Below are 24,153 nucleotides of genomic sequence, written 5' to 3'. Positions count from 1 at the left end.
CGCCGCGAAAGCACAGATCGAGAGCGTTCCAGCCGACTCGACGGTAAGCCGCGCCGAGATCTACGCGAGGATAGATGCCCTCGGCGACGTCTGCGGGACACTGGCCGACGCAACCACGGCGGGCCTGAACCGCCTGTACCGGGCGCTGAACCTGGAGCTACGCTACGAACCAAAAGAGCTGGCCGTCTATGCGACGACCAGCCCGGGTGTAGATAGTGCGTGTGTCCGAGGACCGAGTTGATCTATAACCCCACGCTGAAGTTGGCCACCGACCTGCAGCTTGAGTGACCGGACTGGTTGACGCACGACACCTCGCCGAGTTTCGTGGAAACCTTCGAGGATTCCGTCGCTCTTCCGCCTTGGCATACGCGGCGTCGTCCGCAGCGCGAATGGACACCACGTGGTCCACGCCGAGCCGAGCGGTCACTCGTTAAGCGTCCGTGTCAATTCCCTCGAGGCGGCGTGGCACGCAGAGGCCTTTCGCTTCCGGTTCTCTTCAGGTCGACGCGCCGGCCGATCAAGGGTCAGGCCTTCCTCGGCAGGTGGCCGTACAGGAAGGTGTGCACGCCGGCGCGGGCCATGCGGTCGATCTCCGATTCGAGTGCCGTGGCGCTGAACTCGGCGCGGCTGACCGTGGTGTCGGTGATCAGGGCCATGAACTGCTGGGCGGCGACTTCGGGATCGCGCACCACGAGCAGGCCTCGCTCGGACAGGCCGGCCATCCGGGCGGCCAGCGCACGACGAGCCCGGAAGGGACCGGCTTCCTGCCAGCTTTCGACCAGCGCGCGGGGAAAGCGGTCCGACTCGCCACGCAGGCGTCGCACGACGCGGAAGTGGTCTTCGAACTCCGGGTTGGGGCGGACCCACTCCTTCGCCAACGCGACCAGGGCGCTCTCCAGGTCCGTCACCTCGCCGAGGTGCCGCTCGATGAGGGCCTCCCTGGTGACGGCGACCCGGGTGGAGCTCTCCAGCAGCACGGTGGCGAACAGCTGTTCCTTGTTCTCGAAGTGGTTGTAAATGGTCCTGGTCGAGACATCGGCTTCTGCGGCGATCATGTCGATGCTCGCACCGAGGTAGCCCACGCGCCCGAAGACCCGCAACGCCCCGTCGAGGATCGACCGGCGCTTCTGGGTGCGGCGACGCGGCACGCTCGTGGTTTGTCCTGTCAAGGCCGCTCCCATCTTCCGGGACACCGTCGCGATCCCCCGCCTTATTTGCCATACACGTTGTACTTTACCTCAGTCCGCTCCCACCGCCGAGTTCCCTCGGCCCTCCTCTTCCACCGTGAGGCCTGCCGATGCGCACCGCCCGAATCCTGGGGACCGCCCTCGTCCTGGCCGCCGTCGCCGCCTGCTCCCCGAGCCAGGCCACCACCGGCGGCACCCTGTCGATCGCCACCCAGGCCGACCCGACCTGCCTCGACCCGCAGCAGACCGGCCAGCTCGTGTCGATGGACGTCTCCCGCTCCCTGGTGGACACGCTGACCGATCAGGACCCGAAGACCGGCAAGATCGTGCCCTGGCTGGCCGAGCAGTTCACCGCGCTGGACGGCGGCCGCAAGTTCAAGTTCGTGCTGCGCCAGGGCGTCACGTTCAGCGACGGCACGCCGGTCGACTCAGCCGCGGTCAAGGCCACCTTCGACCAGCTGGTCAAGCTGCCGGCCAACGGCGCCCCCGCCTACATCCGCGGCTACACCGGCACCACCGTCATCGATCCACGCACCTTCACCGTGGACTTCACCACGCCCAACGCCCAGTTCCTGCAGGCCACTTCGGGCGCCGGGCTCGGCATCCTGTCCACCGCCACGGCGAAGAAGCCGCTGGCCGCCCGATGCCGCGGCGACTACGTCGGCTCCGGGCCGTACGTGCTGGACCACTACACCGCCAACCAGGAAGTGGTCATCAAGAAGCGGCCGGACTACGCCTGGCCGTCGTCGCTGTCGGCGAACCGCGGCGCGGCGGCGCTGGAGCAGATCCGGTTCGCCTTCGTGCCCGAGGACGGCGCCCGGACGACGGCGCTGCGCTCCGGGCAGGTGCAGCTCGCCACCGCGATCCAGCCGACCGACCAGGACCTGTTCCAGGGCAACGGGTTCAGCCTGCTCAGCGCCTCCTCCCCCGGCGCCGTCAACCCGCTTTCCCTCAACCACAAGGGAATACTCGCCGACGAACGCGTGCGGAAAGCGCTGCTGACCGGGATCGACCGCGAGGAACTGGTCAAGGCCGTGCTCGGCAGCCGCGCCAAGCCCGCGACCAGTGTGCTGTCCTCCTCGACGCCGTTCTACCAGCCCACGGACAAGCTGCGGTACGACCCGCAAGCGTCCGGGCGGCTGCTGTCCGAGGCCGGCTGGGCGCCGGGCTCGGACGGGATCCGCGTCAAGGACGGGCAGCGGCTGAGCCTCAACTGGCTGATCCCGGCCCCGATGCCGCCGGCGAACGAGGCGGTGCAGCAGCAGCTGCGCAAGATCGGTGTCGAGCTGAAACTGAACGCGGTGCCCCCGGCCAAGTACGTCGAGCAGCAGTCCGCGGGCAACTTCGACCTGACCGCGGTCGCCGTCACCCGCGCCGACCCGGACGTGCTGCGCAACCTCTTCTACAGCAAGGGACAGAACCTCTGGCACCTGCCGCCGAGCCGGCTCGACAGCTATCTCGAGCAGCAGCTGACGGCGGGCTCCGACGCCGAGCGCCAGCAGGCGGTCACGAACGCGGTCCACTGGATCATCGACCACGCCGACAGCATCCCGCTGTACGAGAACGCTCTCGTCGACGGCGTGTCCGACCAGGTCAAGGACCTGACGCTCGACGCGTCACTGCGGCTGCGGCTGCACGACGCGAGGCTCGGGTGACACCCGTGCCCAGGTATCTGCTCGGACGCTTCGCACAGGCAGTCTTCGTCGTGTGGGCGGCGTTCACCGTCACCTTCGTCGCGATCCGCCTGCTACCGGGTGACCCGGTGGCGCTCATGCTCAACGGCCGAGGCGGCGGCGAAGCGGCTTCCCCGCAGGACATCGCCCGCGTCTCCGCCGAGCTGGGCTTCGACGGACCGATCGCCGAGCAGTACCTCCGGGCACTGGCCGGCGCCCTGCACGGCGACTTCGGGCAGTCCATCCAGACCGGGCTCCCGGTGTCCGGGATGATCTCGGTGGCACTGCCGCGGACGCTGCAGCTCGGGGCGGCAGCGCTGGCGCTGTCCCTGGTGGCCGGTACGGCGCTGGCGGTGGCGGCCAACCTGGTGCGCAGCCCGCTCGGCCGGCAGGCGCTGCGATCCGTGCCGTCGGTCGCGGTGGCCATGCCGTCGTTCTGGGTCGGGCTGATGCTGATCCAGCTGTTCTCGCTGAAGCTCAAGCTCTTCCCGTCGCTGGGCGGCGACGGCTTGGCCGGGCTCGTGCTGCCCGCCTGCACCCTGGCCATCCCCGGTGCGGCGCTGGTCGGCCAGGTCCTGAGCAAGAGCCTGCACGCCACGTTGCGGGAACCCTACGCGGACACGATCCGCGCGACCGGTGCCAGTGAGCTGCGCGTGCTGCTCGGCCACGGACTGCGCAACGCCGCCATCCCCGCGATCACCATCGTCGGCCTGCTGGCCGGGTACGTCATCGGCGGTTCCGTCGTGGTGGAAAGCGTGTTCTCCCGCCCCGGCATGGGACAGGACATCTTCTTCGCGGTCACCACCCAGGACCTGCCGGTCGTGCAGGGCGTCGTCGTCGTGGCGTCGGTCGCCTTCGTGGCGGTGAACCTGGCGGTGGACCTGCTGTGCCCGGTGCTGGACCCGCGGATCCGGTCCACCGGACGGCAGGCGGTGGCCCGGTGAGGCGGCCCGGATTCGTGGTGTCGGTCCTGGTGCTCGTCCTGGTCATCGGCTGGGCGGTGACGCCCGGCCTGTTCACCGGCCGCGACCCGATCGACGGCAACATCGGTGAGAAGTTCCAGGCCCCCAGCCCGCACCACCTGTTCGGCACCGACCAGCTCGGCCGGGACGTCTACGCCAGGGTGGTCCACGGTGCCGCGCTGTCGCTGCAGGCCGCGCTGATCGCGATCGTGCTGGCCCTGGCCGCCGGCGCGGTGCTGGGCCTGGTCGCGGGGTACTTCGGCGGCTGGCTGGACGTGGTCGTCACGCGGATGGTCGAGGTGCTGCTCTCGATCCCGCCGGTGCTGTTGTCGCTGCTGGTGCTCAGCGCGCTCGGCTTCGGCACGGTCAACGTCGCCGTGGCGGTCGGCCTCACCAGCGTGGCCGCGTTCACCCGGCTGATGCGGGCGGAGGTGGTCCGGGTGCGGACCGCCGTCTACGTCGAGGCCGCGGTGCTGTGCGGGGCGCGGTGGTGGCAGGTGCTGCCGAAGTATGTGCTGCCCGCCGCGATCGGCCCGGTGCTCGCGCTGGCGGCCCTGGACTTCGGGCTGGTGGTGCTCGGGGTCTCGTCGCTGAGCTTCCTCGGGTACGGCCAGCCGCCACCGGCACCCGAGTGGGGGTCGCTGGTTTCCGACGGCCGCAACTACCTGGGGTTCGCCTGGTGGCTGACCACGCTGCCGGGCTTGACCGTGATGGCCGTCGTGCTGGCCGCCAACCGGATCTCCCGGGTGCTCGAACGGGAACGGAGCCACGCATGACGTTGCTGACCATCGAAGGCCTCCGGGTCGCCTACGGGGATCACGTCGCGGTCGACGGGGTCAGCCTGGAGCTCGAACCGGGCCGGATCACCGCCGTCGTCGGCGAGTCCGGTTCGGGCAAGAGCACCCTGGCGCACGCCGTCATCGGCCTCCTGCCCGGCACGGGGAAGGTGCTGTCCGGCAGCATCCGGCTCGACGGTGAAGAACTCGTCGGGTTGCGGGAGAAGGCGTGGCGCTCGGTTCGCGGCCGCCGGATCGGCCTGGTGCCGCAGGATCCCGGCGTCGCGCTGGACCCGACGAAGCCGGTGGGCCGCCAGGTCGCCGAAGTGCTGAAGGTGCACGGGCTGCCGGGCGGGCCGCGGGTGGTGGAACTGCTGGCCGAGGCCGGGCTGCCCGAGCCGGAAGTGCGGGCCCGGCAGTACCCGCACGAGTTGTCCGGCGGGATGCGGCAACGGGTGCTGATCGCGATGGCGACGGCCGCCCGGCCGCGGCTGCTCGTCGCCGACGAGCCGACGTCGGCACTCGACGTCACGGTGCAGCGCCGGATCCTGGACCACCTGGAGCACTTGGCGGACACCACCGGCACCGCGATCCTGCTCGTGACACACGACCTGGCGGTGGCGGCCGAGCGGGCGCGGCGGATCGTGGTGATGCGCAACGCCCGGGTGGTCGAAGCCGGCCCGGCCGAGCAGATCCTGCATGCGCCAAGCGATCCCTACACCCGGCAGCTGCTCTCCGACAATCCCGCCACCGCCCGGCCTCGCCCGCGATCCGTCGCGCGGCCGGAGGTGCTGCTCGAGGTCCGCGACCTCGGCAAGACGTTCCCGGTCCGGGGCAGCGGCCTGCGCCGGCGCCACCGCGTCGCGGTGGACAGCGTCAGCTTCGACGTCCCCCACGGGCAGACCCTAGGCCTGGTGGGCGAATCCGGTTCCGGCAAGACCACGACGGCCCGCCTCGTCCTCGGGCTGGAACGCCCGACCACCGGCACCGTGCGGCTGGGCGGCACCGACGTCACCGCGGCCGGCCGGGCGCAGCTGCGCCGGCTGCACCGCCGGATCCAGCTGGTCTACCAGAACCCGTACTCCTCCCTGAACCCGCGCTTCACCGTGCGGGAACTGCTGACCGAGCCGCTGCGCAACTTCGGCATCACCGACGGCCCGGGGGTCACCGAACTCCTGGACAGCGTGGCGCTGCCCGCGGCGACCGCGGCACGCAAAGCCGCCGAGCTGTCCGGCGGCCAGCGACAGCGGGTCGCCATCGCCCGCGCGTTGTCGCTGAACCCGGAACTGGTCGTCTGCGACGAGCCGGTCTCGGCCCTCGACGTCACCGTCCAGGCGCAGATCCTCGACCTGCTGGTCACGCTGCAGCGGGACCGGGGCCTGTCCTACCTGTTCATCTCGCACGACCTGGCGGTGGTCCGGCAGATCAGCGACCGGATCGCGGTCATGCGGCACGGCCGGATCGTCGAGACCGGCGCCACCGAAGACGTCTTCACCGCCGCCCGCCACCCGTACACCCAGAGCCTGCTCGACGCCGTTCCCGGCCTCACGGAGGAAGAAGCATCATGGACCTAGGGCTGATCACGTTCGGCAGCCTGCTGCCCGACGTCCGCACCGGCACCACCCTCAGCCAGCGGCAGCGGCTGCGGGACGTCGTCCGCGCCGCGCGGGAGGCCGAAGAACTCGGATTCGCCTGGTACACCGTCGGTGAGCACCACTTCCGCGACCGGGACGTGATCCCGTCCCCCGCGGTCGTGCTGGCCGCGATCGCGGAGAACACCTCGACGATCCGCCTGGCCACGGGCACGACGCTGGTGGCCAACCGCGACCCGGTCCTGCTCGCCGAAGACTACGCGCTGGTCGACCTGCTGTCCGACGGCCGGCTGGAGATGATCGTCGGCGGGTCCTTCTTCCCCGAACCGTACGCGGTGTTCAACCAGGCCCCGGCGACCAAGGGCGCCCGCAAACGGGAGAACCTCGAACTGCTGCAACGGTTGTGGACCGAGGACCGGGTCACCTGGCGGGGCGAGTTCCGGCCGCCGCTGGACGAAGTCCTGGTGCAGCCCCGGCTCGCGCAGCCCCGGCCGCCGCTGTGGATCAGCGGCGGCACCAACCCGGACTCGATCGCGCTGGCCGTCGACCACGGCCTGCCCATGGTGTTCGGCACCACCGCCCGGGAGCCGGCCACCTTCGTGCCGTTCTTCGACGCCTACCGCGACCAGTGGCGCGAGCGCCGCGGCGGCGAGCCCGGCCGGCTGGGCGCGGCCAGCCACGCGTTCGTGGCCGAGACGTCCCAGCAGGCACGGGCGATTTGGTCGACCTACATCGAGAGCTACCTCAGCGCTCGCAACACCGGGCCGCTGGACTTCGACGGCCACATCGGCGTCAACGGCCCCGCGCTCTGCGGCAGCCCCGCCGAGGTCGTCGACAAGCTGGGCCGGCTGCAGCAGCTGTGGGGCCACGACCTGCACCTGCTGTCGGTCGACATCGGCGGGATCCCCTACGCCACCGTGCAAGGGGCGACGGAGCTGATCGCCGCGGAAGTGCTGCCGCAGGTCCGGCGCGGAACGGTGGCCGCCCATGCTGGCTGACGACGTCCGCGCGCTCGCCGCCGCACGCAGCCTCGGCATCTTCACCACGCTGATGCCGGGCGGCCAGCCGCAGACCAGCGCCGTGTGGCCGCATTCGGACGAGCGGCACCTCCTGATCGGCACGAACACCTCGCGGCAGAAGTACCGCAACGTCGTCCGCGACCCGCGGGTGACGATCCTGCTGCTGGACCCGGAAAACAGCCGCCGCTACATCGAGGTCCGCGGCCGGGTCGTCGACGTCGAACGCGGCGAAGCGGCGCTCGCGCTGGCCCGCACCACGTTCACCAAGTGGACCGGGAAGCCGGAGATCCGCCGGGCCGAAGGCGATCGGGTGCTCCTGCGGGTGCAGGCGGACCACATTCACCGGAAGGAGTGATCATGGAAGAACCCGTCGTCGGCCTGGACCGGATCCGCCGGGACGACGTCACGCTCGTGGACGTGCGCTGGTACCTCGACGGGCGCAGCGGCGCGGCCGCCTACGAGGCAGGCCACCTCCCCGGCGCGGTGTGGGTGGACCTCGACACCGTGCTCAGCGGCCCACCGGACCCGGCAGGCGGCCGGCACCCGATCCCCACGCCGGAAGCCTTCGCCGAAGGCCTGGGCCGGGCGGGAATCGCCGACGACGCCACGGTGATCGCCTACGACGACAACGGCGGGGCCTACGCGGCCCGCCTGGTCTGGCTGCTGCGGCTGCTGGGCCGGCCGGCGGCCCTGCTCGACGGCGGCCTGCAGGCCTGGCCGGGAGAACTGGAGCGGGGTGTGGTCACGCGGCCGCCGGTGACGCGCACGGTGGCCGCCTGGCCGGCCGGCGCCTTCCGCACCGCGGACGAAGCCGCGCGGGCACCGGTCCTGCTCGACGCCCGGGCGCCGGAACGGTACTCCGGCGAAAGCGTGCTGCCCAGCGACGTCCGATCAGGACACATCCCGGGTGCGGTCAACGCGCCTTGGGCCGCCAATCTCGACGAAGACAACACCTTCGCCTCCCGGGACCGGCTGCGCGAGCACTACCGCGCGCTCGGCGTCACCGGCGACTCGGACGTCACGGTCTACTGCGGCAGCGGCGTGACGGCGTGTCACGACCTGCTGGCGCTGGAACTGATCGGCGTGCGGGCCGCCCTGTACCCCGGGAGCTGGTCGGCGTGGTCGGCGGAGCCGGCCCGCCCGATAACGACAGGGAACCAACCACGATGAGTGCGATCCACGGTCAGCGGCTCGGCTTCGGCGCGGGCGGAATCTTCCGCGGCGCCGACCCGGCCCGGTTGCTCGACCTCGCGCAGAGCGCCGACGAGCTGGGCTTCGACCTGTTCAGCCTGAGCGACCACCTGCACACCGACCAGCCGACACTGGAACCCTGGACGGCGCTGAGCTGGCTGGCGGCCAAGACCGAGCGCATCGCGCTGGGCACCAACGTGCTCGGCCTGCCCTACCGCGCCCCCGCCGTGCTGGCCAAGTCGGCCGAGACGCTGGACCGCCTGTCCGGCGGCCGGCTGGTGCTGGGGCTGGGGGCGGGCGGCTACGACCGGGAGTTCGAGGCGTTCGGCCTGCCGGTGCGCACGCCGGGCCGCAAGATCACCGCCCAGCGCGAGGCGATCCGGATCATCCACGGGCTGTGGGCTGGCGAGCCGGAGGTCTTCGACGGCCGGGAGTTCTCCGTGCGCGAGGCGCGCATCGAGCCGCGGCCGGAACACCGGATCCCCCTCTGGCTCGGCACGTACGGCCCCCGGGCGCTGGAGCTGACCGGGCAGCTCGCCGACGGCTGGCTGCCCTCGTTCGGGCGGATCGACCTGCCCCGGGCGATCGAGATGCGGGACGTGGTGCGGAAAGCGGCCGCCGACGCGGGCCGGGATCCCGGGTCGATCACCTGTGCGGCGAACCTGACCGTGCGGGTCGACCCGGCGCAGACCTCCTACCCGGGCCTGGTCACCGGCAGCGTGGCGGAGGTGGTCCGGCAGATCACCGAGGTGGTCCGGGCCGGGTTCACGTTCCTGCTGCTCGGCCCGCAATCCGTGGCGGAGCAGGAACTCCTGGCCCGGGAGGTGCTCCCCGCCGTCCGCGCCGCGGCCGGCGGTTAGCCGGCCACGTGCGAGCGGGCCACGTCGTCGGCGTTGACGACGCGGCGCATCAGCTCGACCAGCGTCTCCTGCTCCTCCTCGGAGAGCACGCCGAGGAACTCGCGCTGGGACCGCTGTGCGGTCGTCAGGAGTTCGCGGGCGAGGGCGCGGCCGTCGGCGGTGAGGGTGACGCGCTGGCGGCGGCGGTCGCCGGGATCCCGTTCCCGGCCGACCAGGCCCCGGCGCTCCACCTCGTCGAGGTAACCGACCAGGTGGCTGCGGTTGAGGCCGAGCCGGTCGGCGAGGTCGTGCTGGGCCAGCGGGCCGAAGTCGGCCAGGCCGGTGAGCACGGCGAAGTGCGGCAGCCGCAGTCCCTGCTCGGCAAGGGCGTCGGCGAGCACCCGCCGGCCGATCCGGGCGAGATGGCTGGCCAGATACGACGGGAGGGCAAGCAGGGTCGGCGGGCGGATCCCGTCAGGTGGCATGGGCCGCAGCGTACTCGACGGACAGAACTATGTCGTGATGTAATGATGTCGTCCTGACACGATATTCCTCGGAGGGGTGCGCATGACCGGCCCGGAGCGTGCGGTGGCGGCGCCGTTCACCGCCTTGCTCATCGCGGTGCTCTCGTTCTCTCTCCTGCAGACCATGCCGGTGCCCGCGCTGCCGAACCTGCAACAGGCCTTCGGGGTGTCCACCACGACGGCGTCCTGGGTGCTGAGTGCTTTCCTGCTCACCGCTTCGGTGGCGACCGGCGTGCTCGGCAGGCTCGGCGACATGTTCGGCAAGCGGCGGGTGTTGCTCGCCTGCCTGCTCGTGTCGGCCGCCGGCACGCTGCTCGCGGCGCTCGCCGGCTCGATCGGCGTGCTCATCGCGGCCCGAGCCGTCCAGGGTGTCGGCGCCGCGACCTTCCCGCTCGCCTTCGGCATCGTGCGCGAGCAGTTCCCGCGCGAACGGGTGGCCGTCGCGATCGGCTGGATCAGCTCGGTCTTCGGCATCGGCTTCGGCGCCGGGCTGGTCGTCCCCGGCCTGATCGTGGACGCGCTGGGCTGGCGGTGGATCTTCTGGCTGATGCTGCTGATGATCGTCGTGGGCGTCGTCGCGGTGGCCGTCTTCATCCGCGAGTCGCCCGTCACCTCGCCGGGCCGGGTCGACTGGGCGGGCGCGCTGCTGCTGTCCGCCGCGATCGTCGCCCTGCTGCTGGCGATCAGCAACGGCCGGGTGTGGGGCTGGGGCTCCGCCGCGGTGGTCGGCCTGTTCGCCGCCGCCGTCGCCCTGGTCGTCGTGTTCGTCCTGGCGGAGCGGCGGATCGCCGCACCGCTGGTGGACATCGGGCTGTTGCGCAACCGGACCGTGCTCGCGGCCAACGTCGCCGCGCTCATCATCGGCATCGGCATGTACGGCGCGTTCACCCTGGTCCCGGCCCTGGTCGAGACGGCGCCGTCGGTCGGCTACGGCTTCGGGGCCTCCGTCACCCAGGCGGGTCTGTTCATCATCCCGATGGCCGCGACCATGCTGGTCGCCAGCCCGCTCGCCGGACGGCTGGGCGCCAGGTACGGGTTCAAGCTGCCGCTCGTGCTCGCCTGCCTGATCGGCGCGCTCGGGTTCGCCCTGTTCGCGGCCGCGCACGACACGCCGTTGCCCCTCTACCTCGGCAACGGGATCATCGGCGTCGGCGTGGGGTTCGCCTTCGCCTCCCTGGCCAACCTGGTCGTCGGCGCGGTCGATCCCCGGCAGACCGGCGAGGCGACCGGGATCAACACGATCATGCGGACCGTCGGCGGCACGTTCGGCGCCCAGGTCGCGGCCACCATCGTCACCGCGACGCTGATCCCCGGCACCCGGATCCCGGTGGAATCGGGCTACACGACGGCGTTCACGCTGTCGGCGATCGCCATGGGGGTGGCGACGGCCGCCGCCCTCGCCGTGCCGGGCCGGCCGCGCCGGGCCGCATCGGAACCGCTGGCCCGGGCCGCCGGATGACCGGCGGGGAGCTGACCGCCGTACCCACGCCGGTGCCCGGCGTCCGGCTGAGCCGCCGGCAGCTCTGGGACGAGCGGACGCGCCCGCAGGCACCGCCGCCCGAAGCGGGGCGTCGCTACACGCCCCGCGAACAGGCAGGCGGCACCCGGCTGATCGAGGTGCACGACTACCTCCGAACCGAACTCACCCGGCTGCGCACGCTGATGGCCGGGGTGAGCACCGGCGCGATCGGGCCGGCGGCCGCGCGCGCCGGGCTGCACGCGCTGGCGTTGCGGCCCGGCGGGACGCCCTACGCGGGGCACTGCCGGGCGTTCTGCCGGATCGTGCTGCTGCACCACAACCGGGAGGACACCGACGTCTTCCCGCGGTTGCGGGCGTTCGACCCACGGCTCGGCCCGGTCGTCGACCGGCTGGAAGAGGAGCACGAAGCACTGCACGGGCTCGTCGAGCGGATCGACCGGACGCTGGTCGCCGAGCCGCTCGACGGGTCCGCTCTGCGCGCCGCGGTGGACCTGCTGACCGACGCGCTGCTGTCCCATCTGTCCTATGAGGAACACGAACTGGTCGAGCCGCTGGCTCGGCTGTGGGGGTGAGGAGATCGATGAGCACTACCGTTGCGGTCGTCGGTGGCGGCTATGGCGGCGTCACCGCCGCGAAGGCGCTCGACGAGTTCGCCGACGTCGTCCTGATCGAGCCGAGGGACGCCTTCGTCCACAACGTCGCCATCCTGCGGCACCTGGTCGACCCGGGCTGGTCCGGGCGGCTGTTCTTCCCGTACGACCGGCTGCTCACCCGCGGCAAGGTGATCCACGACCGCGCGGTCGCCGTGGACGCCACCGGGGTGACGCTCGGTTCCGGCGACCGGGTGCCCGCCGACTACGTCGTGCTGGCCACCGGCTCCCGGTACCCGTTCCCGGCCAAGGTCGAGGAGACCAACAGCGTCGAGGCGGCGGAGACGCTCCGTGACGCCCACGCCGCGCTCGCCGGCGCGACCCGGGTGCTGCTGCTCGGCGCCGGACCGGTCGGGCTGGAACTGGCCGGTGAGATCAAGGCGGCCTGGCCGGACACCGGCGTCACGATCGTGGACCCGGCGCCGGACATCCTGGGTGCCACCGCCCTGCCCGACGAGCTGCGGGCCGAGCTGCGCCGCCAGCTGGCCGAGGCGGGCGTCGAGCTGCTGCTGGGCACGTCGCTGGTGGCCGACCCGCCGCGGGAACCCGGCCGTACCGGCGAGTTCACCGTGACCACCGCGTCCGGCCGGGAGATCGGCGCCGACCTCTGGTTCCGCTGCTACGGCGTGGAACCGGCCACGGGCTACGTCGGTGGCGGCCTGGCCGCGGCGCTCGACGGGAAGGGCGCCCTGCGCGTCGACCCGGATCTCCGGATCCCGGGGCACCCGGGCGTCTTCGCCATCGGCGACGTCACGGCGATCCCCGAAGCCAAGATGGCCAAGTCCGCCGAGCAGCAGGCCGCGGTCGTCGCCGCGAACATCCGGACGCTGATCGAGGGCGGGACCGAGCTGGCGACCTACACCCCCGCGTCCCCCGGTATCGCGCTCCCGCTCGGCCCGCACGGCGGCGCCTCCTACAACGAGACCGTCGGCGTGCTGGGTGCGGAGGCGACGTCGAAGATCAAGGGGACGAGCCTGCGGGTCGAGTCCTACCTCGAGCTGCTCAACCTGGACCGATGAGCGTCATCGTGGCAGGGGCCGGTCCCACCGGCCTCCTCCTCGCCGGCGACCTCGCGGCCGCCGGTGTGCCGGTGACCGTGCTGGAGAAGCGGGCGGAAGGCGTCAGCAACCTCTCCCGCGCCTTCGGCGTGCACGCGCGCACCCTCGAGCTGCTCGACGCGCGCGGGCTGGCCGACGAGCTCGTGCCGACCGGACAGGTGATCAGCGAGCTGCGGCTGTTCGGGTCCCTCCCGTTCGACATCGGCCGGCTGCCGTCCCGGTTCCCGTTCCTGCTGGTGACCCCGCAGTACGAGGTGGAGAAGCTGCTGCTGAAGCGGGCCCACGACGTCGGGGTGGTGTTCCGCCACGGCACCGAGGTCACCGGGCTCCGGCAGGACGACAACGGCGTCACCGTGACCACGAGCGCGGGCGAGTTCGGGGCGTCCTACCTGGTCGGGGCCGATGGCGTGCGCAGCGCCGTCCGGGCTGCGGCCGGGCTGCCCTTCCCCGGCCGCGTGCTGATCAGGTCCGTGGTCCTGGCGGACGTGAAGCTCGTCGACGAGCCGGACATCACCGTCCGCGTGCACGGTGACAGGGACGCCTTCGGGTTCATCGCGCCCTTCGGCGACGGCTACTGGCGGATCGGCGGCTGGGACCGCCGCCACCGGGACCTGCCCGACGACACCCCGGTGGAGTTCGAGGAGCTGCGGTCCATCACCGAACGGGCCTTCGGCACGGACTACGGTATGCACTCGCCGCGCTGGCTCGGCCGGTTCCACAGCGACGAACGACAGGTCCCCGGCTACCGCGCCGGGCGCGTGCTCCTCGCGGGCGATGCCGCACACCAGCACTCCCCCGCCGGCGGCCAGGGCATGAACACCGGCCTCCAGGACGCGGCGAACCTGAGCTGGAAGCTCGCCGCGGCGGTCGGCGGCTGGGGTCCGGCGGCCCTGCTCGACAGCTACCACGACGAGCGCCACCCCGTCGGCAAGGCGGTGTTGCGCAGCAGCGGCCTGAACCTCCGGCTGGCGATGGCCCGCAACCCGGCCGAGGTGGCCTTGCGTTTCGTGCGCACCCAGGTGGTCAAGCACGTCCCGGCGGTCAGCAGGGCGGCGATCGGCGAGATCACGGGCATCGGCTACGGCTACCCGGCTCCCCGCGGCGCCCACCGGCTCACCGGCAAGCGGGTCCCGGACCACCAGCTGGCTTCCGGCCGGCTCTACGAAGCCTTGCGAGCCGGCAAGTTCGTGCTTGTTTTACCCTCGGGTACCGAGGCGGATATCGCGCCGGGCCGGGTCATCACGGCGCACTGGCCGGACGACCGGAGCGACGCCCTGCTGGTGCGGCCGGACGGGTACACGGCTTGGGCCGCCGACTCCCCGGAAGTCTCCGAGATCGAGTCGGCGGCCCTGTGGTGGACGGGCAGCCGGGACTAGGTCCGATTCGCGACCCGGCCGGCGTCGCCCTGGCCGGGTGGCGTCAGCACCGCCAGTGTCGGCAGGTGCGACAGGAACCCGCCGTCCACCGGGATGAGCTGGCCGGTGATGAAGCTCGCCGCCGGTGAGGCGAGGAACGTGACCAACGCCGCCACGTCCGCCGGTGTGCCCAGGCGTGGTACCAGGTTGTGCGTGCGGATCTTGTCCTGCACGAACTCCGGCATGTCCGCGTCCAGTGCCGCCGTCTTGATCAGCCCCGGCGCCACCGTGTTGCACCGGACGCCGTGATCGCCGTACGCGGCGGCGACGAACCGGGTCAGCGCGATCAGACCGCCCTTCGAGCTGCCGTAGGCCACCATCGTGCGGTCCCCGGACAGCCCCTGGCCGCTGGCGATGTTGACGATCGAGCCGCCGCCGCGCTCGATCATGAGCGGCACGGTGTGCTTGCACAGCAGCATCGGGCCGCGCAGGTTGACCGCCATCACCTCGTCCCACAGCTCGACGGGCATGGTCACGACGTCGCGGTCCCGCTTGATCGCCGACACCAGCGCCGCGTTGTTGTCCAGGATGTCGACGCCGCCGAACGTGTCCACCGTGAACCGCACCAGCGACCGCACACTGTCCTCATCGGACACGTCGACCACGTGCCCGGCCACCTTGAGCCCCTGTGCGGTCAGCGCGTCGACGACCTCCGCGACGGCGGCCCCGGCCACGTCGGCGACCACCACCCGGGCACCGGCCTCCGCCAGCGCGGCCACGGTGACCACACCGATGCCACCGGCGCCCCCGGTGACGATGGCGACCTTCCCCTCCAGCGCGCTCACGCCCGCACCGCCTCGACGACGCTGCAGAACCCGGTGGGCACGATCCGCGACAGCGCCAGGCCCGCGCTGCGGAACAGCTCCGCGAACTCGGCCTCGGTCCGCTGCTTGCCGTCGCAGAGCACGAGCATGTTGAGGTCCATCAGCTTCACCGTCGCGGCGGGCTCGGCCTTGCCCGGCATCACCACTTCGGCCAGCAGCACGCGGGCGTCCGGCGCCATCGCGTCCCGGACCCGCGACAGGATCCGGGCCGACTTCTCGTCGTCCCAGTCGTGGATCACGTTCGACAGCAGGTAGGCGTCGCCGCCCGGCGGCACGCTCTCGAAGAAACTGCCGCCCACCACCGACAACCGGTCGGCGACGTCGGGGTGCGACGCGCCGGCCACCACCTCCGGCTGGTCGTACAACACGCCGTGGACGCCGGGATTGGTGCGCAGGATCTCGGCGAGCAGCGCCCCGTGCCCACCACCGACGTCCACGACCCGGCCGAACCGGCTGAAGTCGTAGGCGGCCACCACCGGTTTGATCATCTGGTCGGAAGCGCTCGTCATGGCGTCGTTGAACACGCTCGCGGTGTCCGGGTGCGTGGCCATGTACGCCCAGACGTCCTGGCCGTGCACCTGCTCGAACGCCGACCGCCCGGTCCGGACCGAGTCGGCGAGGCCGGACCAGCTGAACCGGTCGGCCGGATCTCCGACCCACCGGGCGAAGCCGCGCATCGACAGCGGGCTGTCGGTGCGCAGTGCGTGCCCCAGTTCGGTGAGCGCGAAGACCCGGTCGTCCTGTTCCTCGAACAGGTCGAAGTCCGCGCACGCGCGCAGCAGCCGGTAGAGCGTCGGCGCGTGCGCGTCGATCTCCTTCGCGATGTCGTCCACGGGGCGCGGGCCGGCGGCCAGTGCGTCCGCGACGCCGAGGGTCGCCGCCGCGCTCACCGCCGCCGACAGCCAGCTCGCGGTCGCGAGCTGCAGGATGCGGGCGGGGATCGGGATCTCGGGCGGGGTCATGCGCTGCTCCTAACACCACTGAAAAGGGCGGCGAAATGGGATTGGACCTGCGGCAGCGCCACCAGCTCGGCGAGCACGGCGCGGAGCGGCCCGACTTCGGGCCCGCCCAGCAGCAGGTCCTCCTGCGCCACGACGAGGCGCAGGGTCTTCGCCGCGGCGGCGTGCCGCTCGTCTTGGTAGGCGTCCAGTGACCGGCCCGGCCGGAACGCGGCGCCGAGGCCGACCGCGTCCTGCAGCCCGACGTTGAGCGCCTGGCCGCCGATCGGCAGGTGCCAGTGCGCCGCGTCGCCGGCGAGGAACACCCGGCCGCGGCGGTATTCGGTGGCCTGCCCCCGCGCGTTGTCGAAGGCGTCCACCCACACCGGGGTGCCGTGGGAGATGTCTTCCCCGGTGACCTTCGCCCAGGCTTCGGCGACCGTGTCGAACGTGGGCTGTTCGCCGGTGGGTTCCCGGTGGAACTCGTGCACCATCACCCGGGTCACCCCGGCGCGGGTCGAGGCGACGGCCATGCCGTGCTCGAACCGTTCGAACCGGCGGTCCGGGACGTGCAGGCCCGTCACGTCCGCCCGGAGCAGCTCCCGCGTGGCAGGTGCGGAATCGACCGCGAACCCGGCGAGCCGCCGGACGGTGCTGTGCCGGCCGTCGCAGCCGACGACGAAGTCCGCCCGCCGCGACGGCCGGCCGTCGAACACCGCCTCGACGTGGTCGTCGTGTTCGGTCAGGCCGGTCAGCTCGTGCTCGCGCAGCAGCGTGGCGCCGAGGCCGAGCGCCTGCTCCGCGAGCGCCGCCTCGGTCCGGTACTGCGGGACCTTCCAGTTGCCCGCGAACTCACTGTCCACACCGGACAGATCGAAGCCGAGACCGCCGAAGTGGGAGCGGGGTTCGTGGGCGGCCTCGGCCAGGAGCGCGGCCAGGCCGCGTTCGTGCAGCAGCTCCGCGGTACGGCTGGTGAGCTGCGACGCCCGGGATTCCTGCATCGGCCGGGCCAGCCGGTCCACCACCGTCACGCCGGCCCCGGCGCGCCGCAGCTCACCGGCGAGCAGGAGGCCGACCGGCCCGGCGCCGACCACCAGTACTTCGGGCACGTCAGCGGCCCTCGGCATAAGCCTTGGCGTGGCCGAGGGTAGCGAGGCTGTTGGTGCTCAACGCCTTCCGCACGAACGCGCGCGCGGCCGCCACGTCCGCCGAGGCGCCGAGCACCTCGGTGATGGTGTCCTCGTTGATCCGGACGGTGTGCCGCGAGGTGGCCGTGACACCCCCGCCCGGCCGGTCCTCGAACAGCCAGTGCCCGGTGTGCAGCGTCATCAGCTTGGGCACCTGGACCTGCTTGTAGACGATCTTCCGGTGCGGCAGGCAGACCCTGATCGACCGGGTGGTGTGCGTCGAGCCGTCCTGGGTCCGCGTGTCCATCTCCAGCACCTGCAGGCCGGGGGTCTCCTCGGTCAGGTCGACCCGCGCGACGTGCGGCAGGCGCTCCCGCCACAGCCGGGCCTCGTTGACGAAGTCGTAGACGTCCCGCGCGCTGCCGTCGATCTCCAGCGTGTCGTCGAAGCTGAACAGCAGGTCCGACGCCGCCGCCTCGGCGTGATCCTTGAGCGCCGCCAGCTCCACGTGGCTGTTGCGGTCCACCGCCTGGTCGATCCACGCCAGGTCCGCCGGGTCGTCGGTGGCCGCGTGGTAGTCGTGGCGCAGCCGCACCTTCGACGTCCCTTCGGACAGCGGCTCCACCAGCCAGGCGCCTCCCATCCCGCCGACCGGGGACTGCGACACCTCCTGGCGGAAGTCGATGCGCAGGGCGGCGGGATCCAGGTCCCGGCGTGACGTCCAGGTCTTGGCGGTGCCGTTCGCGGTCGCCCAGATCCGGATGCGTTCCGAGCGCTCGTCCTGGGAAACGTATTCGACGTGGACGGTGGGGGCGAACAGCTGGGGCCAGTTCCCCACGTCCGCGATCAGCTGGTAGATCTCCTTGGCCGGGGCCTCGACGGTGATCTCGTGCTCGACGTTGCGTGTGATGGGCATGACTCTCCCTAGAAGTTGCCGAGGCCGCCGCAGACGTTGAGGGCCTGCGCCGCGATGGAGCCGGCGGTGTCGGTGACGAGGTAGCCGATCAGCCCCGCCACTTCCTCGGGCGTCGAGTAGCGGCCGAGCGGGATCTTGGCCTGGAACCGGGTGAGCACGTCGTCCTCCGAGGTGTCCCAGGCGGCCGCGTAACCCTGCCGGACCCGTTGCGCCATCGGGGTTTCGACGTAGCCGGGGCACACCGCATTGACCGTGATGCCGGTCTTGGCCAGCTCGTTGCCGAGCGCCTTGGTGAAGCCGACGACACCGTGTTTGGACGCCGAGTACGGCGCACCGAGGACGACGCCCTGCTTTCCCGCGGTGGATGCGACGTTGACGATGCGGCCCCAGCCCGCGTCGCGCATGCCGCCGATCGACAGCACGTCCCTCGTGACCAGGAAGACGCTGTTCAGGTTGGTGTTGATGACGTCGAACCAGAGGTCGTCGGCGAGGTCGGCGGTGACGCCGCCGCCGCTGCGGCCGGCGTTGTTGACGAGGATGTCGATCGGGCCGTAGCGCTCGACCGCGGCGGTGACGAACGCCCGGACCTCCTCCGGCGACCGGACGTCGCACGCCGCCCCGTCGGCCTCGTACCCCTTGTCGCGCAACTGTTCCACGGTCAGCGCGACGTTGCCGGCGTCGCGGGCGCAGAGGAAGACGCGGTGCCCCCGGTCGGCGAGGAGCTCGGTGGTCGCCAGGCCGATGCCGCTGGTGGCGCCGGTGACGATGGCTGTTCTGCTCATGGTTCTCCTCAGCCCGCGTTGACCAGTGCCAGGAACTCCCGCGGGGTGGTGGCGGCCACCGCGGCGTCGTCGTCGAACTCGATCCGGAACTCGCGGGTGATCCGTGAGGTGGCTTCCAGCACCGCCAGCGAGTCGTAGCCGAGCTCGTCGAACGGCGTGTCCAGGATGTCCCCGCTGAGGTCGACGCCGTCCTGGGTGCCGGCGCCTTCCCGCAGGACGCGTTTGAGGTTTTCCAGAGTCAGTGCCACGGCTTTCTCCTAGTTGGGTGTGGCGCGCACGACCATGGCGGAGTTGAACCCGCCGTGACCGCGCGCGAGGACGAGGGCGGTGCGCACCGCCGCGCTGCGGGCCTGCCCGGTGACGAGGTCGATCGGGTGTTCCGGCGCGAGCCGGACGTGTGTGGACGGCGGGATGACGCCGTCCCGGATGGCCAGCAGGGCACAGGCCAGGTCGAGGGCCGCGCCGCCGGCGTAGAGCCGTCCGGTCATCGTTTTCGGCGCGGTCACGGGAACGGCGTACGCGCCGAACACGTCGGCGATCGCCCGCGCTTCGGCCCGGTCGAGGTCGGGCACGGCTGCCGCGTCGGCGAACACCACGTCCACCTCGCCGGGCTCGGCGCCTGCGTCGTCCAGCGCCACGCGGATCGCCCGGCCCAGCCCCGGCTCCCGGCCGGAACCGGGTTTCGGGTCGAACGTCGCGGCGTAACCGGCGATCTCACCGTACGACGGACGTTCGGTCGCGGCGTTCTCCACGACCAGGATCGCGCCGCCCTCGGCGGCCACGTGCCCGGCGGCGCGCGCGTCGAACGGCAGGTAGGCGGTGCCGGGGTCGTCGCCGGTGCTCAACCGCCCGCCGGCCAGCTGGGCGACCCAGCCCCAGGGGCAGATCGAGCCGTCGACCCCGCCGGAGACGATCAGCCGGCTGCCCTTGCGGATCTGCCGTCGGGCGTGGGCGAGCGCGTCCAGGCCACCGGCCTGGTCGGTGACCACCACTCCGCTCGGGCCCTTCATCCCGTTGCGGATGGAGATCTGCCCGGTGTTGACCGCGTAGAACCAGGCGAACGACTGGTAGGCGCTCACGTACCCGCTGCCGCGGCTCCACAGGTTCTGCAGTTCGCGTTGCCCGAATTCGAACCCGCCGGCGGAACTGGCCGTGATCACGCCCATGTCGAAGGCCGCCAGCTCGTCCGGGTCGTGTCCGGCGTCGGCCAGCGCCCAGTCGGCGGCCGCCAGCGCGTACCTGGTCATGTAGTCCGTCTGCGGCAGCAGCCGGCTCTCCAGGTGGTCTTCGGCGACGAAGTCCCGCACTTCGCCGGCCAGACGCGCCGGGTAGCCCGCGGCGTCGAACCGCCGCACCGGGCCGATGCCGTGCTCGCCGGCGAGCGTGGCCTTCCAGAACTCATCGGTACCCAGCCCGTTCGGCGCCACCACTCCGAGGCCGGTGACCACCGCCGCGGCGCTCACGCCGGCTCCCGCAGCACCATGGCGCTCTGGAACCCGCCGAAGCCGCTGCCGACGCTGAGCACGGTCCTGGTCGGCCAGTCCCGCGCCACCAGGGGCACGTAGTCCAGGTCGCACTCGGGGTCCGGGACGTGCAGGTTGGCCGTCGGCGGCACGACGTCGTTCCGGATCGCCAGCACCGAGGCGGCGATCTCCAGCGAGCCGATCGCGCCGAGCGAGTGCCCGATCATCGACTTCACCGAGCTGACCGGGGTGCGGTAGGCGTGGGCACCGAGGCTGCGCTTGAACGCGGCGGTCTCGTGCCGGTCGTTCTGCTTGGTGCCGGAACCGTGCGCGTTGACGTAGTCGACGTCCGTGGGGTCGATGCGGGCCTCGTCGAGGGCGCGGGTGATGGCCTCGGCCATTTCGGCGCCGTCCGGCCGGAGCCCGGTCATGTGGTAGGCGTTGCAGCGGGAGGCGACGCCGGCGATCTCGGCGTACACCTGCGCGCCACGGGCCCGGGCCCGATCGAGGTCTTCGAGCACGAAGACCGCCGCTCCCTCGCCGAGCACGAAACCGTTGCGGGTGGCGTCGAAGGGGCGGGAGGCGTGCGCGGGATCGTCGTTGCGCGGGGTCGTCGCCTTGATCGCGTCGAAGCAGGCCATCGTGATCGGCGAGATCGGGGCGTCCGTCGCCCCGGCGATCATCACGTCCGCCGAGCCCTCGCGGATGAGTTCCGTGGCGTAGCCGACCGAGTCCAGCCCGGACGTGCAGCCGGTCGAGACGACCGCGGCCGGCCCTTCCGCGCCGCGGTCCCACGCCACCTCGGCCGCGAACGAGCTGGGCACCAGGTAGTTGTAGAGGTGCGGCACGCCGTAGCGGTGATCGACGGTGTGCAGCCGGCCGTCGTCGCTGACCACCCGGTACTCCTCCTCCAGCCCGGTGGTGGCCCCGACGGCCGTGCCGATGGTGACGCCGAGCCGGCCCGGGTCGAGGTCGTCGAAGTCCAGCCCGCTGTCGGCCACCGCCTCCCGGGCCGCCACCACGGCGAACTGGGCCGCGCGGTCCATCCGCCGGATGTCCTGCGGGGAGAGCCCGGCCGCGGCCGGGTCGAAGTCGATCTCGGCCGCGACCCGCGAGCGGAAGGGCGCCGGGTCGAAGAAGGTGATGGCGCGGGTCGCCGTCCGGCCCGCCACGAGCAGGCTCCAGAACTCCTTCGCCCCCGTGCCGCCGGGGGCCAGCACGCCCACCCCGGTGATGGCGACCCGGCGTGTCACTTCTCCTCCCAGTGGTAGAAGCGGGTCGCCATCGCGTCCTTGGGGGACCGCCACGTCGACGGGTCGTAGGCCTCGATGAACGGCTTGAGGTCGGCGCTGATCCCGATGAACCCCGGGTGGGTGCGGGCCTCCTGGATCGCCTCGCCACCGTGCTCGCCGTCGAAGTCCTGCAGGTGGAAGTACAGGCCGCGGTAGTGGAACAGCTCGCGGCGGCGGGTGCCCATCAGGCCGGGCAGCTCGCTCGCGTCGAAGCGCGCGAACAGGTCGGCCACGGCCTGCCGCGAGCCCGGGTCCATCCGCGCCACGATCAGGGTGCTGTGCATGAGTTGAGTCGCCTTTCCGTGACTGATTTCGGCTCGCCGAACCACCGGCGCAGCGCTTCGTCCAGGCCGTCGCCGCCGGCCCACACGACGTAGCCGTCCGGCCGCACCAGCACCGGTTCGCCGCCGGGCCGCAGTTCGATGCGCGTGGCCCAGTCGGTCGCCGCGCCGGCCGCCGGCCCGGTCAGCAGGCCGCGGCCGGTGGGCAGGAAGGCCCCCGGCAGCCGGCGGCCCAGCAGCGGGTGGGTGCCGGGTCCGACGTCGTAGCGGATGTCCAGCCCACTGACCATCCCGGACAGGTGCCGGCCGACCTCGGGGATCCGGATCAGCTCGGCCACCACCTCGCGTAGTGGTTCGACCTCCTCGCCGCTGAGGTAGAGGTGGCCCTGTGCCCTGGTGTTGCGCAGGACCCGGGCGCCGACCGGGTGGCGTTCCGAGTGGTAGGTGTCGAGCAGGTCCGGCGGCGCCCAGCCCCGGACCGTCGCGGCCAGCTTCCAGCCCAGGTTGACCGCGTCCTGCACGCCGAGGCTCAGCCCCTGGCCGCCGGCGGGCAGGTGGGTGTGCGCGGCATCCCCCGCCACGAGGAACCGCCCCCTGCGGTACTGCGTAACCTGCCGCGTGGCGTCGGTGAAGGCGCTTACCCAGCGGGTCTCCGCGCCGTGCAGGCTTTCGCCGGTCAACCGCTGCCAGGCGTCGGCGACCTCGGCGAAGTCCGGCGCCTCACCGCGTTCCCGGTGCGGAACTCCCCGTTCGCAGACGATGATCCGGTCCACCCCGGGTTCGAGCGGGGCCGACATGACCATGCCGCCCGGCACGCGCTCGCCGATGAACCGGGGGCGGATGTCGCGGCCGACGACGTCGGCGAGGTACATCTCGCGGGTGGCTTCGGTCCCCGGGAAGTCGAACCCGGCCAGGCCCCGCACGGTACTGCGACCACCGTCGCAGGCGACGAGGTGGGAACCGTCGAACTCGACGAGCCCGTCGCCGCTGTCGGCGATCGCCACCACGCCGTCGGCGTCCTGCCGCACGCCGACGACTTCGTGGCCGCGCAGCACCTCCGCACCCAGCTCGCACGCCCAGTCCTCGAGCATGCTTTCGATGCGGTGCTGCGGGATGCCGCGCGCACCGAAGTGCGAGCCAGGCAGCACGCTGTAGTCCATGGGGATGCCGCCGAAGTGGCCCTGCGCGCTCGTTTCCACCGCGCCGAACCGGCTCAGCAGTCCCCGTTGCGCGAAGATCTCGGTGGCGCGCGCGGTGAAACCCAGGCCCCGCGACTCGCCACTCGGCTCTTCGCGGCGTTCCAGCACGATCACGTCCACGCCGCCCAGCCGCAGTTCGCCCGCCAGCATCAGCCCGACCGGGCCGGCGCCGACGACGATCACCGGCGGGGTCATGACCGCGCGGCGGCCGGTTCGGCCGACCTGGTGTGCACGGGCCGGTAGGTGTGGTACTCGTGCGAGGTCAGCAACGACCGGGCTCGCAGCCGCATCTTCCGCACGTTTTCGGGGCGTTCGGCTTCGGGCAGCGTGTGGAAGACGTCGTAGGCGGCTTGGCTCTCCCACTGGGCGAAGTTCACGACGAAGGTGCCGTCGGTGCCGCGGAGGATGCTGTTGGAGAGGTAGCCGGGGAACCCGGCGAGCCAGTCGTCCTCCTGCGAGAAGAGGTCCACCAGCTCCTGCTGGTCGGCCGGGGCCACCCCCATCACCGCGAGCACCGTGAGGTGGTCGTGGTCCGGGCCGATTTCGATGACGTCCAGGCCGGCGCGGCGGCGGGTGAACACGACTTCGGTCTGCAGGAGCCGGACGGAGGTGGCGAGCTCGTCGAACAGCGGCACGATCTCCTTCTGGAACTTCTCGCCGTGGTACCGGTTCTGCAGGTCCTCGGCGCTGCGCCACTGGATGTAGTTCGCCGTGCCGGGCTCGTCGGTCCCGCCGAAGAGGGTGGACGAGATCCAGCCGGGAAAGTCGGCCGAGTCGATGATGCCGCGCATCGTCGTGAGCAGCTTTTCCTGGGCAGCAGCGGATTTCGCACCGAACAGGTTCAACACCGTCAGGATGTCGGCTTCCGCCGAAATAAACGCCATGATTCCCTCCGACTGGAAAAAAAGAATTCCGGCAACCCGGTCGACCGGATGAGCGTCCGATATCCGCGTCCGCCTTGAATC

The 24,153-nt window shown here is 71.9% G+C and carries 25 protein-coding genes and 1 pseudogene; 13 read left to right on the top strand and 13 right to left on the bottom strand.

Annotation, left to right across the window (positions count from 1 at the left end):
- Positions 1-241: pseudogene (locus H5965_RS20610) on the top strand (recombinase family protein); the annotation flags it as partial.
- Positions 242-524: 283 nt separating this feature from the next.
- Here the strand turns inward: H5965_RS20610 and H5965_RS20605 are convergent.
- Positions 525-1,169 carry a TetR/AcrR family transcriptional regulator gene (locus H5965_RS20605; protein WP_310971665.1) on the bottom strand — a complete coding sequence of 215 codons (645 nt, stop codon included), beginning with the start codon at positions 1,167-1,169 and terminating at the stop codon, positions 525-527.
- A gap of 128 nt (positions 1,170-1,297) precedes the next feature.
- Between H5965_RS20605 and H5965_RS20600 the strand changes: the two genes are divergently transcribed.
- The 8 genes from H5965_RS20600 to H5965_RS20565 are packed head-to-tail and all read left to right on the top strand — an operon-like array spanning position 1,298 to position 9,260.
- Positions 1,298-2,842, top strand: coding sequence for an ABC transporter substrate-binding protein (locus H5965_RS20600; protein WP_310971664.1), 1,545 nt, complete (start codon positions 1,298-1,300; stop codon positions 2,840-2,842).
- A 5-nt stretch (positions 2,843-2,847) separates the two neighbouring features.
- Positions 2,848-3,804, top strand: a complete 957-nt coding sequence (locus H5965_RS20595; protein ID WP_310971663.1) for an ABC transporter permease — start codon at positions 2,848-2,850, stop codon at positions 3,802-3,804.
- Entirely contained in the window at positions 3,801-4,598 is a 798-nt protein-coding gene (locus H5965_RS20590; RefSeq protein WP_310971662.1) for an ABC transporter permease, read from the top strand. The genes H5965_RS20595 and H5965_RS20590 overlap by 4 nt, the downstream gene beginning before the upstream one ends.
- Entirely contained in the window at positions 4,595-6,172 is a 1,578-nt protein-coding gene (locus tag H5965_RS20585) for an ABC transporter ATP-binding protein (RefSeq protein WP_310971661.1), read from the top strand. Before H5965_RS20590 ends, H5965_RS20585 begins: the two co-directional genes overlap by 4 nt.
- Complete coding sequence (locus H5965_RS20580) at positions 6,163-7,188, top strand: LLM class flavin-dependent oxidoreductase (protein WP_310971660.1); 1,026 nt, start codon at positions 6,163-6,165, stop codon at positions 7,186-7,188. The genes H5965_RS20585 and H5965_RS20580 overlap by 10 nt, the downstream gene beginning before the upstream one ends.
- On the top strand, positions 7,178-7,564 hold the full coding sequence (locus tag H5965_RS20575) for a TIGR03618 family F420-dependent PPOX class oxidoreductase (RefSeq protein WP_310971659.1): 387 nt from the start codon (positions 7,178-7,180) through the stop codon (positions 7,562-7,564). The genes H5965_RS20580 and H5965_RS20575 overlap by 11 nt, the downstream gene beginning before the upstream one ends.
- 2 nt (positions 7,565-7,566) lie before the next feature.
- Positions 7,567-8,379: a sulfurtransferase gene (locus H5965_RS20570; protein ID WP_310971658.1), complete on the top strand. Its 813-nt coding sequence runs from the start codon at positions 7,567-7,569 to the stop codon at positions 8,377-8,379.
- On the top strand, positions 8,376-9,260 hold the full coding sequence (locus tag H5965_RS20565; RefSeq protein WP_310971657.1) for an LLM class flavin-dependent oxidoreductase: 885 nt from the start codon (positions 8,376-8,378) through the stop codon (positions 9,258-9,260). The genes H5965_RS20570 and H5965_RS20565 overlap by 4 nt, the downstream gene beginning before the upstream one ends.
- Here H5965_RS20565 and H5965_RS20560 read toward each other — a convergent pair.
- Positions 9,257-9,724 (bottom strand): MarR family transcriptional regulator, encoded by a 468-nt coding sequence (locus H5965_RS20560; RefSeq protein WP_310971656.1) that lies wholly within the window; start codon positions 9,722-9,724, stop codon positions 9,257-9,259. The genes H5965_RS20565 and H5965_RS20560 overlap by 4 nt on opposite strands.
- A gap of 82 nt (positions 9,725-9,806) precedes the next feature.
- Between H5965_RS20560 and H5965_RS20555 the strand changes: the two genes are divergently transcribed.
- Genes H5965_RS20555 through H5965_RS20540 form a run of 4 tightly spaced genes read left to right on the top strand, consistent with a single transcriptional unit; the run spans position 9,807 to position 14,327 of the window.
- Entirely contained in the window at positions 9,807-11,222 is a 1,416-nt protein-coding gene (locus H5965_RS20555) for an MFS transporter (protein WP_310971655.1), read from the top strand.
- A complete protein-coding gene (locus H5965_RS20550) occupies positions 11,219-11,815 on the top strand; it encodes a hemerythrin domain-containing protein (RefSeq protein ID WP_310971654.1) in 597 nt (198 codons plus the stop codon). The genes H5965_RS20555 and H5965_RS20550 overlap by 4 nt, the downstream gene beginning before the upstream one ends.
- Before the next feature lie 8 nt (positions 11,816-11,823).
- On the top strand, positions 11,824-12,912 hold the full coding sequence (locus H5965_RS20545; protein WP_310971653.1) for an FAD-dependent oxidoreductase: 1,089 nt from the start codon (positions 11,824-11,826) through the stop codon (positions 12,910-12,912).
- Positions 12,909-14,327 carry an FAD-dependent oxidoreductase gene (locus H5965_RS20540; RefSeq protein ID WP_310971652.1) on the top strand — a complete coding sequence of 473 codons (1,419 nt, stop codon included), beginning with the start codon at positions 12,909-12,911 and terminating at the stop codon, positions 14,325-14,327. The genes H5965_RS20545 and H5965_RS20540 overlap by 4 nt, the downstream gene beginning before the upstream one ends.
- Here the strand turns inward: H5965_RS20540 and H5965_RS20535 are convergent.
- From H5965_RS20535 to H5965_RS20485, 11 genes are read right to left on the bottom strand one after another with little or no spacing between them, the layout of a single operon-like run.
- Positions 14,324-15,151 carry an SDR family oxidoreductase gene (locus H5965_RS20535; RefSeq protein WP_310971651.1) on the bottom strand — a complete coding sequence of 276 codons (828 nt, stop codon included), beginning with the start codon at positions 15,149-15,151 and terminating at the stop codon, positions 14,324-14,326. The genes H5965_RS20540 and H5965_RS20535 overlap by 4 nt on opposite strands.
- On the bottom strand, positions 15,148-16,152 hold the full coding sequence (locus H5965_RS20530) for a methyltransferase (RefSeq protein ID WP_310971650.1): 1,005 nt from the start codon (positions 16,150-16,152) through the stop codon (positions 15,148-15,150). Before H5965_RS20530 ends, H5965_RS20535 begins: the two co-directional genes overlap by 4 nt.
- Positions 16,149-17,237 (bottom strand): FAD-dependent monooxygenase, encoded by a 1,089-nt coding sequence (locus H5965_RS20525; protein WP_310971649.1) that lies wholly within the window; start codon positions 17,235-17,237, stop codon positions 16,149-16,151. Before H5965_RS20525 ends, H5965_RS20530 begins: the two co-directional genes overlap by 4 nt.
- Position 17,238: 1 nt before the next feature.
- The gene (locus H5965_RS20520) at positions 17,239-18,171 is read right to left on the bottom strand and encodes an aromatase/cyclase (protein ID WP_310971648.1); all 933 of its coding nucleotides are present in this window, start codon (positions 18,169-18,171) and stop codon (positions 17,239-17,241) included.
- An 8-nt stretch (positions 18,172-18,179) separates the two neighbouring features.
- Complete coding sequence (locus tag H5965_RS20515; protein WP_310971647.1) at positions 18,180-18,953, bottom strand: SDR family NAD(P)-dependent oxidoreductase; 774 nt, start codon at positions 18,951-18,953, stop codon at positions 18,180-18,182.
- Positions 18,954-18,961: 8 nt separating this feature from the next.
- Positions 18,962-19,201 carry an acyl carrier protein gene (locus H5965_RS20510; protein ID WP_310971646.1) on the bottom strand — a complete coding sequence of 80 codons (240 nt, stop codon included), beginning with the start codon at positions 19,199-19,201 and terminating at the stop codon, positions 18,962-18,964.
- Positions 19,202-19,210: 9 nt separating this feature from the next.
- A complete protein-coding gene (locus H5965_RS20505) occupies positions 19,211-20,416 on the bottom strand; it encodes a ketosynthase chain-length factor (RefSeq protein ID WP_310971645.1) in 1,206 nt (401 codons plus the stop codon).
- On the bottom strand, positions 20,413-21,669 hold the full coding sequence (locus H5965_RS20500) for a beta-ketoacyl-[acyl-carrier-protein] synthase family protein (protein ID WP_310971644.1): 1,257 nt from the start codon (positions 21,667-21,669) through the stop codon (positions 20,413-20,415). The genes H5965_RS20505 and H5965_RS20500 overlap by 4 nt, the downstream gene beginning before the upstream one ends.
- Entirely contained in the window at positions 21,666-21,992 is a 327-nt protein-coding gene (locus H5965_RS20495) for a TcmI family type II polyketide cyclase (RefSeq protein ID WP_310971643.1), read from the bottom strand. Before H5965_RS20495 ends, H5965_RS20500 begins: the two co-directional genes overlap by 4 nt.
- Complete coding sequence (locus H5965_RS20490; RefSeq protein WP_310971642.1) at positions 21,977-23,383, bottom strand: FAD-dependent monooxygenase; 1,407 nt, start codon at positions 23,381-23,383, stop codon at positions 21,977-21,979. The genes H5965_RS20495 and H5965_RS20490 overlap by 16 nt, the downstream gene beginning before the upstream one ends.
- Complete coding sequence (locus H5965_RS20485) at positions 23,380-24,072, bottom strand: antibiotic biosynthesis monooxygenase family protein (protein WP_310971641.1); 693 nt, start codon at positions 24,070-24,072, stop codon at positions 23,380-23,382. Before H5965_RS20485 ends, H5965_RS20490 begins: the two co-directional genes overlap by 4 nt.
- Between the last annotated feature and the right edge of the window lie 81 nt (positions 24,073-24,153).

This window comes from Amycolatopsis sp. 505, assembly GCF_031625235.1.
In the GTDB taxonomy this organism is placed as follows: Bacteria; Actinomycetota; Actinomycetes; order Mycobacteriales; family Pseudonocardiaceae; genus Amycolatopsis.
The sequence above is the reverse complement of the archived record's forward strand: the minus strand, read 5'-3'. Positions and strand labels throughout refer to the sequence as shown.